General features: G+C 72.7%; 9 protein-coding genes. 3 read left to right on the top strand and 6 right to left on the bottom strand.

The features are described from left to right. Nucleotides 1-5: 5 nt before the first annotated feature. Complete coding sequence (locus FFT21_RS18850) at nucleotides 6-749, top strand: SDR family oxidoreductase (RefSeq protein ID WP_137815212.1); 744 nt, start codon at nucleotides 6-8, stop codon at nucleotides 747-749. A 10-nt stretch (nucleotides 750-759) separates the two neighbouring features. On the opposite strand, the gene FFT21_RS18855 is transcribed toward FFT21_RS18850, so the two are convergent. Continuing rightward, nucleotides 760-1,521 carry an anti-sigma factor gene (locus tag FFT21_RS18855; protein ID WP_137815213.1) on the bottom strand — a complete coding sequence of 254 codons (762 nt, stop codon included), beginning with the start codon at nucleotides 1,519-1,521 and terminating at the stop codon, nucleotides 760-762. Nucleotides 1,522-1,567: 46 nt separating this feature from the next. Then, nucleotides 1,568-2,170: an ECF RNA polymerase sigma factor SigK gene (sigK, locus tag FFT21_RS18860; RefSeq protein WP_137815214.1), complete on the bottom strand. Its 603-nt coding sequence runs from the start codon at nucleotides 2,168-2,170 to the stop codon at nucleotides 1,568-1,570. Between the two features lie 250 nt (nucleotides 2,171-2,420). Here sigK and FFT21_RS18865 point away from each other — a divergent pair, with 250 nt between their 5' ends. Together FFT21_RS18865 and FFT21_RS18870 are read left to right on the top strand one after the other, a co-directional pair. Next, the gene (locus FFT21_RS18865; RefSeq protein ID WP_137815215.1) at nucleotides 2,421-2,819 is read left to right on the top strand and encodes a DUF4383 domain-containing protein; all 399 of its coding nucleotides are present in this window, start codon (nucleotides 2,421-2,423) and stop codon (nucleotides 2,817-2,819) included. Between the two features lie 166 nt (nucleotides 2,820-2,985). After that, nucleotides 2,986-5,280, top strand: a complete 2,295-nt coding sequence (locus FFT21_RS18870; RefSeq protein WP_137815216.1) for an ATP-binding protein — start codon at nucleotides 2,986-2,988, stop codon at nucleotides 5,278-5,280. 337 nt (nucleotides 5,281-5,617) lie between these two features. Here the strand turns inward: FFT21_RS18870 and FFT21_RS18875 are convergent, their stop codons facing one another. The 4 genes from FFT21_RS18875 to FFT21_RS18890 are packed head-to-tail and all read right to left on the bottom strand — an operon-like array spanning nucleotide 5,618 to nucleotide 10,625. Beyond that, the gene (locus FFT21_RS18875; RefSeq protein WP_137815237.1) at nucleotides 5,618-6,247 is read right to left on the bottom strand and encodes a GTP-binding protein; all 630 of its coding nucleotides are present in this window, start codon (nucleotides 6,245-6,247) and stop codon (nucleotides 5,618-5,620) included. A gap of 31 nt (nucleotides 6,248-6,278) precedes the next feature. Continuing rightward, on the bottom strand, nucleotides 6,279-6,962 hold the full coding sequence (locus FFT21_RS18880) for a DUF742 domain-containing protein (RefSeq protein ID WP_137815217.1): 684 nt from the start codon (nucleotides 6,960-6,962) through the stop codon (nucleotides 6,279-6,281). 7 nt (nucleotides 6,963-6,969) lie between these two features. After that, on the bottom strand, nucleotides 6,970-7,413 hold the full coding sequence (locus tag FFT21_RS18885; RefSeq protein ID WP_137815218.1) for a roadblock/LC7 domain-containing protein: 444 nt from the start codon (nucleotides 7,411-7,413) through the stop codon (nucleotides 6,970-6,972). Continuing rightward, the gene (locus FFT21_RS18890; RefSeq protein ID WP_192909630.1) at nucleotides 7,410-10,625 is read right to left on the bottom strand and encodes a nitrate- and nitrite sensing domain-containing protein; all 3,216 of its coding nucleotides are present in this window, start codon (nucleotides 10,623-10,625) and stop codon (nucleotides 7,410-7,412) included. Before FFT21_RS18890 ends, FFT21_RS18885 begins: the two co-directional genes overlap by 4 nt. Between the last annotated feature and the right edge of the window lie 1,382 nt (nucleotides 10,626-12,007).

Genomic DNA, 12,007 nt, shown 5'->3' on the forward strand with positions numbered 1-12,007 from the left:
GCGTGATGACTTCGGGTGAGGTCGCGGTGGTCACCGGCGCCGGCTCAGGCCTCGGCCGGCACATCGCCCGTGCGCTGCTCGGCGACGGCTACCGGGTGGCGCTGGCCGGCCGGCGGGCCGACGCCCTCCGGGAGACCGCCGGGGACGCCGAAGGGGCGCTCGTGGTACCCACCGACGTCACCGACCCGGACTCGGTGGCCGCGCTGTTCGACGCGGTGCGGCGCACGTTCGGCCGGCTGGACCTGCTGGTGAACAACGCCGGCACGTTCGGAGCGCCCGGTGCGGTGGACGAGGTGTCCCTCGCCGACTGGCAGCGCGCCGTGGACACCAACCTCACCGGCGCGTTCCTCTGCGCGCACCACGCCGTGGGGCTGATGAAGGAAAAGGACCCGCCGGGCGGGCGGATCATCAACAACGGCTCCGTCTCGGCGCACAGCCCGCGGCCGGGCAGCGTCGCGTACACCGCGACCAAGCACGCCATCACCGGGCTGACCAAGTCGATCTCCCTGGACGGCCGGGCGCACAACATCGCCTGCGGGCAGATCGACATCGGCAACGCGGCCACCGAGATGACCGCGGCCATCGCCCGCGGCGCCCGGCAGGCGGACGGCCGCATCGTGCCCGAGCCGACGTTCGACCCGGCACATGTGGCCACCGCCGTGCGGTACATGGCCAGCCTGCCGCTGGACGCCAACGTGCAGTTCCTGACCATCACGGCCACCGCCATGCCGTTCATCGGCCGCGGCTGAACCCCGCCGATCAGGCCGGCAGGGACAGCAGCACCACCGGTGTCGTGGTCGGCCGCGTCGAGCCACCCGCCGGCTCGACGGTCACTCCGATCCGCTGCGCGTCCCCGGCTGGTGTGAATCCGAGCTCCCCGTCGCAGCCGGTCGCCGGTCCAGGCACCAGGCCGGCCGAGCGCGGCCCGGACGGGCCGATCAGCCAGGCCTGGTAGGCGCGGCCGTTCGGGGTGGGCGGCAGGCCGGAGGCCAGCAGCAGGGCCTCGCCGCGGGATCGGGAGACCACCACGGTCGCGGTGCCGCCCGCGGCGCCGGCACCGGACACCGCCCGCGCGTCGGGCGCGCCGAGCACCGCGGCTATCCGCTCGGTGCAGCCCAGTGCCCGGGAAAGCTGCTGCTGCGCGGTGTCGAGCTGGCGCTGGGTGCGCCAGGCCAGCGCGCCGAGCGCGCCGGACAGGCCGAGGAGCAGCGCCGCCCCGGCCACCGCCAGCCGCAGCGGCCAGCGCCGGGGCGCTGGCCCGGCCGGGTGTGGCTGGTGGGCCGGCCGGAGCGGCGGATCCTGCCTGGTCCGGGTGACCGTGGCGAGTACCCGGTCACGCAGCGCCTCGGGTGGCCGGGTGGCCACCGCCGCGCCCAGCCGGGCGGCCGTGGCCCGCAACTCGTCGACCTCCTGAGCGCACGCCGGGCAGGCGGCGAGATGCTGCTCGAACAGCCGGCGCTCGGGCTCGTCCAGGGCGTCCAGGGCGTAGGCGCCGGTCAGCGTGTGCGCATCCGGTGTCACTGCCGCTCCGCGAGTCCGCGGGCGCCACCGGCCGACATGGCGCCGCTCATCTGGTCACTCCCAGGCAGTCCCGCAGCCGGATCAGCCCGTCCCGCAGCCGGGTCTTCACCGTGCCCAGCGGAGCGCCCAGCAGCTGGGCCACCTCCCGGTAGGTGTAGCCGCGGTAGTAAGCCAGCACCAGGGACTCCCGCTGCAACTCGGTCAGCGTGCGCAGGCAGCGCCGCACCCGCTCCCGCTCCAGGCGGCCGGCTACCGACTCGGCGACCTCGTCGAACGGCCGCCCCTCGGCCAGCGCGCCGGCCCGGCTTTCCCGGTCGGCCGAGGACTGCGCGGAACGCACCCGGTCCACCGCCCTGTGGTGCGCCAGGGTCAGCACCCAGGCGAGCGCGCCGCCCCGGGCCGGGCTGTACCGGGTCGCGGTGCGCCACAGCTCCACCAGGACCTCCTGAGCGACCTCCTCGGACTGGGCCGGATCGCGCAGCACGCGCAGCACCGTCCCGTAGACCGGGCCGGCCACCATGTCGTAGAGCCGCTCGAACGCGGCCTCGCTGCCTCGGGCCACCTCGACCAGCAGCTCGTCCGGCGTCCTCGCGGCGGCTTCGGCGGCCGGTAACGGGCGCCGGCGCGCCGGCCCCGCGTGCTCGTCCATCCGCGGCCCTCCCACGGCTCGTGCGGCCCGTACCACCGGGTCGCCCGGAAAGCGATTCGCGGCCGGGCACCCGCCCGGATTGCCCGACACGGCGTGTCTCCCGCCGGATCACCGGGCCGCCCAATCCGGCGGCTCCGCCGCGCCGAACACCCGTCGAGCGGCGAGCCCGCCCCGGAGCGGTCGCAAGGCTTCCATGATCGACGGGTCGGGCACATGCCGTGACCACGGGGCCGCGAACGAAGGAGCAACCATGGCCGCCACCGCCCACCCCCTCGTCCACTCGCCGAACCGGCTGGTCGGCGGCGTGTTCGGCGCCGTCTACGTGCTGGTCGGCGCGGTCGGGTTCGCGATCACCCGGGGCGCCGACCTGGCCGCCACCTCCGGCCCGCAGCTCATCATCTTCGAGCTGAACCCGCTGCACAACGTGGTGCACGTGCTGGTCGGCGGCCTGCTGGCCGGCGCGGCGCTGGGTGCTGCCCGTGCCTCCCGGGTGGTGAACACCCTGGTCGGCGCGGTCTACCTGGTGGTGGGCGTCGCCGGGTTCTTCGTGGCCGGCAGCCACCTGAACATCCTCGCGGTGAACCAGCCGGACAACCTGCTCCACCTGGCCAGCGCGGCGCTGTTGCTGGGCGTTGGGCTGACCCGGTGATGATCGCGGGCCGCGGCGGGAGGGAGGTGAGCGCCAGCGCGCGGCCCTCCCACCCTGCCGCCGTTCGACCCTCCGGCTGCCGACTCGTTGCGCCGCGTGACCGCGCACCCGGGCCGGTACGCGCCGCCCGAACGGCGTAGCTTGATGGCTTGTGGTGGCATCCGCGATGGGGCGGCCTTCCGGCAACCTTCCCGCCGAAGTAACCAGCTTCGTCGGGCGGCGCAACGAGGTGTCCGAAGCTCGCCGGCTGCTGACCCAGACCCGCCTGCTCACCCTGGCCGGTCCGGGCGGGGTCGGGAAGACCCGGCTGGGCCTGACCGTGGCCGGGCAGTTGCGCCGCGCGTTCCCGGACGGCGTGTGGCTGGTCGACCTGGCGCCGCTGGCCGACCCGGAACTGCTGCCCGTGGCGGTGGCGGATGCGCTGGGCGTGCGCGACGAGTCCGGCCGCCCGCTGCCGGACGTGCTCCGGGCGCACATCGCCGACAAGTCCCTGCTGGTCGTCCTGGACAACTGCGAACACCTGCTGGAGGCCTGCGCCGAGCTGGCGGTCACCCTGCTGCGGGCCGCGCCCGGGGTGCGGATGGTCGCCACCAGCCGGGAGCCGCTGCGGGTCGACGGCGAGCACGTGTTCACGGTGCCCCCGCTGGCCATGCCCGAGGACCCAGACGCGCCGTCCCGCGAGGTGATGGCCACCGAGGCGGTGACGCTGCTCGCCGAGCGGGCCGAGGCGGCGGTGCCCAGCTTCACCATGCGTCCCGAGGACGCGCCCACCGCGGCCAGGATCGTGCGTGCCCTCGACGGGCTGCCGCTGGCCATCGAACTCGCCGCCGTTCAGCTGCGGGCGCTCTCCCTGGAGCAGTTGCTGGAGCGGATCGATGACGCGCTGGGCCTGCTGGCCGGCGGTATGCGCTCGGGACTGCCCCGGCAGCGCACGCTGCGCGCGATGATCGACTGGAGCTTCGACCTCTGCTCGCCGGAGGAACGCACGCTGTGGGAGCGGCTGTCGGTGTTCGCCGCCAGCTTTGACCTGGACACCATGGAACGGGTGTGCGGGGGCGAGGGGCTCGCCGGCGAGGCGGTGGACCTCATCGTCGGCCTGGTCGACAAGTCCATCGTGCAGCGCGAGCAGCACGGGGACGCGGTCCGCTACCGGCTGCTGGAGACGATCCGGCAGTACGGGCGGGAGCGGCTGGCCGCCTCCGGCACCGAGACCGAGCTGCGGCGCCGGCACCGGGACTGGTACCAGGGGCTGGCCGCCCGGCTGGATGCGGAATGGTACGGGCCGCACCAGCTGGACTGGTTCCGGCGCATGCGGACCGAGCACGCCGATGTCCGCGCGGCCCTCGACTTCTGCCTCGCCCACCCCGACGAGGCGGCCACCGGCCTGACCATCGCCTGCGAGCTGCGCGTGTACTGGCATGCCAGCGGGTCGCTTGCCGAGGGCCGGCACTGGGTGCGCCTGCTGCTGGACCGGCACCCGGAACCGGACGCGGTGCGCGCCAGGGGCCTGCGCACCGCCGGCCTGCTCGCGCTGTACCACAACGACCTCGGCGGGGCCCTGGTGGCCACCCGGGAGGCTCGGGAACTGGCGTTGCGCCTGGACAACCCGGTGCTGATCGCCTGGTCCACGCTGGCCGCGGGGTTCGCCACCCTACTCGGCCAGGACATCCGCACGGCGGTCCCGCTGCTGGAGGACGCGGTGGCGCGCATGCGCGCCACGCGGGACAACGGCGGCATCCTGCTGTCGCTGATGGTGCTCGCCAACGCCCTGCTGCTGCTCGGCGACGAGGACCGCGCCGTGCTCCTCGGCCGAGAGGCGGTGACGTTCAGCAAATCCATCGGCGAGTCCTGGATGCGGGCCTGGCTGATGTGGGTGCTGGGCATCGTCGCCTGGCGACAGGGCGACCTGCGGCGGGCCGCGGAGTACGAGCGGGACGGCATCCGGCTCAAGCGGGCGTTCCAGGACGGCGCCGGCATCGGCCAGTGCAGCGCGGTGCTCGGCTGGATCGCCGCGGCCGAGGGGCGGCCGGAACGCGGAGCCCGGTTGCTCGGCGCGGCCGACGCGGTCTGGCGGCGCACCGGCTCCTCGCTGTACCGGCACCTGGTCGACCTCAACGAGAAGGTGGTCGCCGAACTGCGCAGCACCCTGGGCGACGACGGGTTCGACGCCGCCTTCGCCGAAGGCACCCGGCTCACCCTGGACGAGGCGGTGTGTTACGCGCTGGAGGAACGCACCAGGTCACGGCCCCGCGGCGCGGAGCGGGCGCAGGACACCCTGACCCGCAGGGAGACGCAGATCGCCGAACTGATCGCCGAGGGCCTGACCAACAAGGAGATCGCCGCCCGCCTGGTGATCTCGCAGCGCACCGTGGAGACACACGTCGAGCACATCCTCACCAAGCTGGGGTTCTCCTCGCGCACCCAGGTGGCGAGCTGGTTCACCGGCGAGCGGTCCGCCTGATCCGGCCCAGCGCCCCGGCCACACACGAAAGGCCGGCACGAAAAAGTGGGTTGGCCGCGCCTCCCGCGCGGGCCAACCCACCACGTCCGGTCCTGGCGCGCCACCCCGAACAGACGCGCCGACCCGGCCTCTCGCGGATGTCGCCGCCGTCCGAAGCGTCATCCGCCGGGAAGGATGTCCCCCGAGACACCCAACCCATCACCCACAACCCCGAAATGGGCAAGTCCAGAATCGCGCATCCGTGCCGCGCTGCGCAGGCCCGAACGGCATCGGTTCCCGGGTCCAACGGCCCAGGACCGATGGGCCCCAGGTCCCGGAGCTCGGCGCGGCCAGCGCCTCAGCCGGCGACCTCGTCGGCCCGGAACCGGCCCGGCCCGCGGTGATGCCGCCCACCACCGGGCCGAGGGTCCGATCCGTCCCTGCTGGTCGGCAACTGGCAGCGGATGGCGTACTCGACCAGCGCGGTCAGCGCCTTGGCGGCGAACCGGCGATCCCGGGCGTCACAGGTGACCATCGGCACGTGCGGGCCGATTTCCATGGCTTCCCGGATCCGGCGCTCGTCGTAGGTCATCACGCGACCGAAGTCGTTCAGCGCGATGATGTAAGGCAGGCCCCGGTCCTCGAAGAAGGACACCGCCTCGGCGGCGTCCTGCGGGCGGCTCGCATCGGTCAGCACCACCGCCCCGATGGCACCCCGGACCAGGTCGTCCCAGAGGAACCAGGACCGCTCCCGGCGCGGCGTGACGAAGAGGTAGAGCAGCAGGTCGGCGTCCAGCGCGACCCGCCCGAAGTCGGTGCGGACCGTGACCGTGCGCTCGCTGCACGCGGTGACCAGGTCACTGACGTGCTTACCGGCTTCGGTCATCAACGCCTCCATGGTCAGCGGCGCGTTCTGCGACACCGACCCGAGGAAGGTGGTCTTCCCCGCCCCGAAGCCGCCGGCCACGACGATCTTCGCGGAGTTCAGCGTTGACGTGCCTGTGTTGCTGCCCGATGTGCTAGAGCCGACGTAGTCCACTCAACACCCTCTCCATCAGCGCGAGGTCCGGCTTGTCGCCGTCGGTGGAGGCGTTCTGGTGCACGTTAATCAAACCGAGCCCTGCCATGTCGCCCAGCAACACCTTGGCCACGCCCAGAGGCAACGACAGCAACGCTGCCACCTCCGCCACCGACCGCGGCTGCGCACACAGCGAAGCCACCGCCCGGTGCTCCGCCTGCGCGAGCGCGGCGGCGTTGTAGCCCCGTTCGCTGGTCGACACCAGGGTTTCGATCTCTAGATGGTAGTCGGACTTCGTCCGGCCCCGGGTCCACGCATACGCGCGGACGATCGCGGCGGCGTCCTCCTCGGTCTCCTCGTACTCCGGCTCCCCCTCGTAGGCGTGCCTGGCCTGGGTTTCGTAGGCCGCGGTGCCCGCCGGGGGTGGAGTCATCCCGCGCCTCGGCTGGCCGTACTCGCCGTACTCGCCGCCGTCCGGGTAGGGCGCCGGGGCCCCGCGCTCCCCGGCGACCGGCTCGGGCTGGCGGTGTCCGGCCTCGCGTCTGCGAGGCGGCTCCGCCTGGGGCTCGGGCTGGGACCGCTCGCGTTGCCGGCGGCGGCCCACCCCGCTGTCGAGGGTGAAGCCCTGGAGAAGATCGGCGAAGGTCTGCTCGGAATTCTGCTCGGAGCCAGCACCGTTACTCATCATCACCTCACACGGGCTGACGGGCCATCGACTGACGGGTCCCCTGCAGATGGGCCCGCAGCTCAGGCGTGAGCATCTGACCGACCTGATCGACGAGCACGGTCATCTCGTAGGCGACCTGCCCGACGTCGCAGTTGGGTGCCGCGAGGACGGCGAGGCACGAGCCGTCCCTGATCGACATGAGCAGCATGATGCCGTGCTCCATCTCAATCACGGTCTGCAGGACCCGCTCGGCGTTGAAGCACCGGGCCGCGCCCTGGGTGAGACTGGCTACCCCGGCGGCCACGGCCGCCAGTTGCTCGGCACGGTCCTCCGGCAGCCTGCTCGACGCGGTGAGCAGCAACCCGTCGACCGAGACCACCACAGCGTGCGCGACGCCGGGGACGCGCTCGGTGAAGTTGCTGACCAGCCAACCGAAGCGATGCACCTGCCGTGACTGGGGTGAGGTCATGGGTTCTCCTGCCCATATGGGTTGTCGTTTTCCTGGAGGGCGCTGGGGCGACCCTGCCGCACGCCCGCCTGGTAGTTGCTGAGGAAGCCGCGGGTGCGCTCCGGATTGCGGTGCGACGGCGTGCTCTCCGGCGCGGTGTTCGAGGGCCGCTGGGCCAGGCTCGGCAACAGGTGCGCCTTGGGCTTGCGCCGCGGCAGCCCGGCGGAGGTGACATCCACGGCCTCCGCCTTGGCCGCAGCGGGTTCGGGCCGCTCCGGAACTGCCGGTGGCGGGCTGGCCGGCGGCGGGGCGGAAGTCTCGGCCGGTGACGGCGGCGCGGCCGGCAGGTCGATGCCCGGTCGGCTGGGCTCCGCCGGCCGGCTGCTACCCGCCGGCCGGCTGGTCTCCGCGGCCGGAGCGTCCTCCCGGGGCGCCGACGCGGCCGGTCGCTCGGACCCGCTCGCCTCCGGCGTGGGGTCGAACCAGCTGAACGCACCGTCGTCCGCGGGCGGGGCGTAGTCCTGGAAGCCGCTCCCCGGGGCGCCGTACTCCGCGAAGCCGTTCGCCGCGTCGACACCGGCCTGCTCGGCCGGGCGGACGGTGTCCGAGAAGGCCGGCGTGGGTGAGTACGGCTCCGGCTCCGGCTCCGCCGGAATCACCGGGTGCTGCGCGGTCTCCGCGGCCCACGTCGACTCGTCGCCCGAGGACCACGACGGCGTGCCGAGCAGCGGGTCCTCCGAACCGGAGCCGGATCCGGCGTCCGCCGGCTGGGTCGGCGCGAACCAGTCCTGCGCGCTTCCGTTGACGCCGCTGTCCAGGCTGCTGGCCCCGTTCACCCCGTTGCCGCCGAACAGCGGCGCGGTGGGCTGCGGCGGCTCGGCCGGCGGCCCGGACTGGCCGGGCACGCGCAGCGAGCCGTCCTCGGCGTCGCCGCGCGGCGGCTCCGAGCCGGTGGGCGTGAACAGGTCCGCGGCCGGGGAGATCGCCGGCGGCAGTGGCGGGACGGCCCCGGCCGCCGGACCGGAGGCCGGCCGCCGCGGTTCGAGCGCGTGGCGCTCGGTGCCCGGCCCGGCCGGGTCCATGCCCGGCCGGCTGGTCTCACCGGGCCGCAGCGGCTCGAACCCGGGCCGGCTGGTCTCGCCGGGCCGGGACGGCTCGGTACCGAAGCCCGGCGCGGGCTCGGCGGGCTGGCCGCCGAAGCCCTGCAGCGCGTCGGCCGGCTGGGTCGGCGGGCCGCCGTCCCACGCGGCGCCCTGCTGGGCACGGCCGGCTCCGCCGAACGCGTCGGCCGCCGCCGACCGCCGGGGAAGCCCTCCCGGGCCGGCCGGTGCGCCCGGGGTGCCCTGGTCCGCCGCGTTCGGGTTGGCCAGCAGTTGGCCGACGCCCGAGCCGTTGGCCGCCGTCGCGGGCGGCGTGGTCAGCTCGGCCGGGGTGAAGCCGCCGAGCGTGCCGCCGAAGTCGGCCGGACCGCGGCGCTCCTTGGTCCGCACCAGCTCCGCCGGTACCAGCACGAACGCGCGCAGGCCGCCGAGATCCTCGTCGCTGAACAGCCGGACGCTGAAGCCGTGCCGGCTGGCCAGCCGGCCGACCACGAACAGACCCATCTGCCGGGACACCGGCACCTCGCCACCGCCCTCGGCGGACACGCGCTTGTTGGCGTCCTCCAGCTCGGCCTCGCTCATGCCGATGCCCTGGTCGAGCACGTCGATGAGCACCGAACCGTCGCGCTGCTCCCGGCTGCCCAGGGTGACCTGGGAGTCCGGCGGGGAGAAGTTGGTGGCGTTGTCCAGCAGCTCGGCCAGCAGCCGGACCAGGTCACCGGCGGCGTACCCGACGACCTCCGCGTTGGCCTCGGACTGCACCACCGCGCGCTCGTAGTGCTCGATCTCGGACACCGCGGCGCGCAGCACGTCTCCCATGGGCACCGGCTTGCTGAACCGGCGGGCCAGCTCGCTGCCGGAGAGCACCATCAGGTTCTCGTTGTTGCGCCGCATCCGGGTGGCCAGGTGGTCCAGCTTGAAGAGGTTGGCCAGCTGGTCCGGATCCTCCTCGTGCTGCTCCAACTGCTCCATCAGCCGCAGCTGGCGCTCCACCAGGCTCTGGCTGCGCCGGGAGAAGTTGACGAAGATGTTCCGCAGGTTGCTGCGCAGGCCGGCCTGCTCGACGGTGGACCGCACCGCCTGGTTGAGCACCGCGTCGAAGGCCCTGGCCAGCTGGCCGAACTCCTCCGTGGTGTCCAGCGGCATGGGCTCGAGCATCATGTCCTCGGTGTCACCCTCGTGCACCTTGGCCACGATCTCGGGAAGCCGGTTCTCCGCCACCTCCAGCGCGGTGCGGCGCAGCACGTTGAGCGAGCGCAGCAGGTAGCGACCGATCACGAAGCCGATCGCGGCCGCGACCACCAGGGTGGACATCAGCAGCACGGACGCCGCGCCGGCCCGGGTACTGGTCTGGTCCTGCAGGCTGGCCGCGGTGCGCCCGAGCTCGTCCGCGAGCGATCCGCTCACCTTGGCCATCAGCGCCGAGGTGGTGTCGGAGCTGCGGTTCCAGTCCTCCACCGGGATCGGCAGCGAGGTGTCCGCGTTCTGCCCCCGGCCGCTGGTCGGCCGGTCGGACGTTCCGGTGGCCCTGCTCAGCGCGAGCTGCTCGAACTGCTTGCGCAGGTTCACGTCGGAGCCGGCCACGCTCTGCTGGTAGAGCCCCTGCTGCGCGGGGGTGGCCAGGGCGAGGAAGTCGGCCGTCTTGTCCTGCAGCCGGACGTCGGACTCCTGCAGCGTGCGCAGTTCGGTGCCGAGCAGGTGGCCGCGCAGGATTCCGGCCAGCACGATCGCGTGTTGCAGGTGCACCTCGTCCTGGGCGATCAGCAGGTCCTGCAACGCGGAGGCGGTACCGGACAGCGCCGGGTCACCGAGCTGGCTGGACAGCGCCTGGCCGAAGTCCAGCAGTCCCTTGGTGACGGTGCTGTAGTTGGCCACCGCGGTCACCGCGTCGGTGCTGCCGGACAGCACCTGCTGGCGCAGCGCCGGCAGGCCGCCGAGCAGCCGCAGCGCGTCCTGGTAGCGGCCGGTCGCGGTCTCGCCGAGGTTCGGGGTCTTCGCCGCGGCGTCCCGCATCGCGGCCTCGGCCGTGTCCACGCTGCGGCCTTGCTGCTGGATCGCCGTGTTGATCGCGGCGTTGCCGTCGGAGAGCCGGGATGCCGCGAGGGTGCGCTCCTGCTGGACGGCGGAGATCACCGGAGTAAGGCTCGCCTGCAGTTTCACCAGGCGTTGCGACGCCTCGTACGAATTCGCACGGTCCACCTGGGTCTGAATCTGCAGAATGCACAGCGTGACGGCGACAATTACCGGCACCGCCAGGACAGCCGCCAACTTGACCGGCAGTCGCCAGTTCCGCCAGTCCACGAGAGCAGACCACCCGGACCGCCGCCGACGTGCGCCCACGTAGGAATCTGGGACTACTTGCCCTGCTACAGTCACGAGACGGGCCCCACAATCAGAGCGGACTGCTCACTGGACTGTATCACGATGCGGTCTCCTCCTGGGATGTCGGATGCCTGGCAGCATCACATCCGTCTACCGCCGCCTGTTGCGGTAGATCTCCTCTCGCTATGTGAGCTTTGCCCGGTGACGAGTCGGGCTGCCGTGCCAGGCTGCCACCTCGCGCTCGGGGTCCACGCCATGCCCTGAGATGCCGAACGGCCACCATAGTCGAGGGTCCACTCACCAACGTCATCGCGGCTTGAGCAATAACGTGATCGCCAGTAAACTCCCGGTAGCGAGACCGATTGTCAGCCGGCATCAGTTATCGCGCTCCCCGGTACAACGATCTGGTGGGACGGTGGGTAGTCGGGATCGGGTGTCCGTGACCAAGTCGTAATGATCACCATGGGCGCCTCGGTCCGTCAACTGCGGCTGGTCGGGTAGGCGTGGTACATGTCGCCTCGCTACCTATGTCGCCGCGGTTGGCGTCCCGGGCGGCCGCCCCGGCCCCGGTGCCTGCGGTTATGGCAGACGTGCCCACACGCTTGCTCAAGCATTCATGTATCCAAGTCGAGGCGTCGCTCCGCTCGCACGGTAAGGCCAGGTTTATAGCGGCCCACCTGCGGCTATGTCAAGTGTGCGGGAAGTTGCCGCGCCGTTAATCTCGGCGAAAATCCGGCCACGCGTAACCCGCGCCAGGTTATTGCCGTGGCGTTGGCACGCGTGCCATGTGTGAATCGGGTTGAGCTGGCCGAAGAAGAATATTCGACGCTGCCGGCCGACCGGGCCGGGTGAATAGGCGGTCGACGGCCGGCAAGAACGGCGTGGTTCGGAAATTCCGGTCCCGCCGGGTGAGAGCCGCGTGGTCCGTGCCGCGGGGAGATCCCGGTGCGGGCGCCCGCGCACCGGGAGCGGGTGCGGCGCGCCGTGGCGAAGCTGGATCATGCCCGCCGGTCGGACCGCCCGGGAGCGGTCGCGCGGAAACGTCCGGTAGACCAACGCGGCCCTGGAGGCAATGCCGTTAAGTTTGGGTGTTTGGGCAGGCCAGTAGGGGGGTGGCCGGGCCGGTATGGCGGATGTTCTGGTCGGTGGGGCGTTTGACCCGGTAGGAGTTGTGCCGGGCGCGTTTGACGGCG

Source organism: Gandjariella thermophila (genome assembly GCF_005405885.1).
GTDB lineage: Bacteria > Actinomycetota > Actinomycetes > Mycobacteriales > Pseudonocardiaceae > Gandjariella > Gandjariella thermophila.